The following is a 978-nucleotide window of genomic DNA, read 5'->3' as shown; positions in this document are numbered from 1 at the left end:
ACTTTGAAGTTTTTTGTTCGATATTCAATCAGTTCGTGTATGGTATAATTTCCCTTTCTTATAAATTTAGGGTTTTCTTGAATAAAATCATCAACCCTATTTTCCATATTCAATCCTCTTAAAAAGCCCCTTCTCACATCACCATCCGTAATAGATCCTTTTAGCTTTCCTTCGCTACAAACAACAAACAATATGGCATCAGCTGCCAGATCATTCAGTCTTTGCAAGCCCTCTTTGATGGACTTTCCCGATTCTATTAGATGTTTCTGGTAATTATAGATCATTTATCAATATATTTTAATAACTGAAAGGCTTCTGCATATTCAACACCAACACTTGCACCTCTAAAAGTAGCCAAAGCTTTCAAATTTCTTATGCTCCTGGGAAATGGGTGCTCTGCTAGCTCAGATTCATATATTTTCATTATTTCAATCTTCTTATCAAGATAACTTGAAATATCTACAAAATAATTGGGCAAAAATACTTTTTCGAAAAGTGCGGGAGCGAATTCCGTTTCTGAAATACATTCGTACATCAGCACCTGCTTGATGTATGGATATCTAAAAGATTTTGTACAAGCCATTACAGCATCAAATGTAACTCGATGATCGGAATGTGCATCTGACCTATTTAAACAATAAATGATTTCGGGGCGTACTGTAGAGAAAATCTTGGAAATTTCTGGAACCATTTTCAACAGCGTACTGCTGGTTAATGTCATGGTAGGATAATTTAACTTATATATTTCCTTTATGCCCAACATCTTGGCTACGCTGTCTATTTCTACTTGTCTACTCTCTACGCGTTCCTTAGAAAATCCCTGTTCTTCGAATACATTGGTAACAATTAACCAAAACACCTGATCTCCATTGGCTACATGCTTCAATAATGTTCCACCAGCTCCTATGATCTCATCATCTGGATGGGCTGAAATAACAATTATATTTTTCATAAATAAGCTCCTATTTGCAATATTTC

Annotated in this window: 1 protein-coding gene and 1 pseudogene; both read right to left on the bottom strand. The window is 35.2% G+C overall.

The window, feature by feature from the left end:
• Positions 1-284 (bottom strand): annotated as a pseudogene (locus JHD69_RS19905) (nucleotidyltransferase); the annotation flags it as partial.
• Positions 281-978 (bottom strand): PIG-L deacetylase family protein (locus tag JHD69_RS19900; protein WP_233166099.1); only part of this gene is annotated, 698 nt, incomplete at its 5' end. The gene JHD69_RS19900 and the pseudogene JHD69_RS19905, both read right to left, overlap by 4 nt.

The organism is Pedobacter sp. ASV12, assembly GCF_016429155.1.
Taxonomy (GTDB): Bacteria; Bacteroidota; Bacteroidia; order Sphingobacteriales; family Sphingobacteriaceae; genus Pedobacter.
Note: the sequence above shows the minus strand (reverse complement) of the source record. Positions and strands in the feature narration are given on the sequence as shown.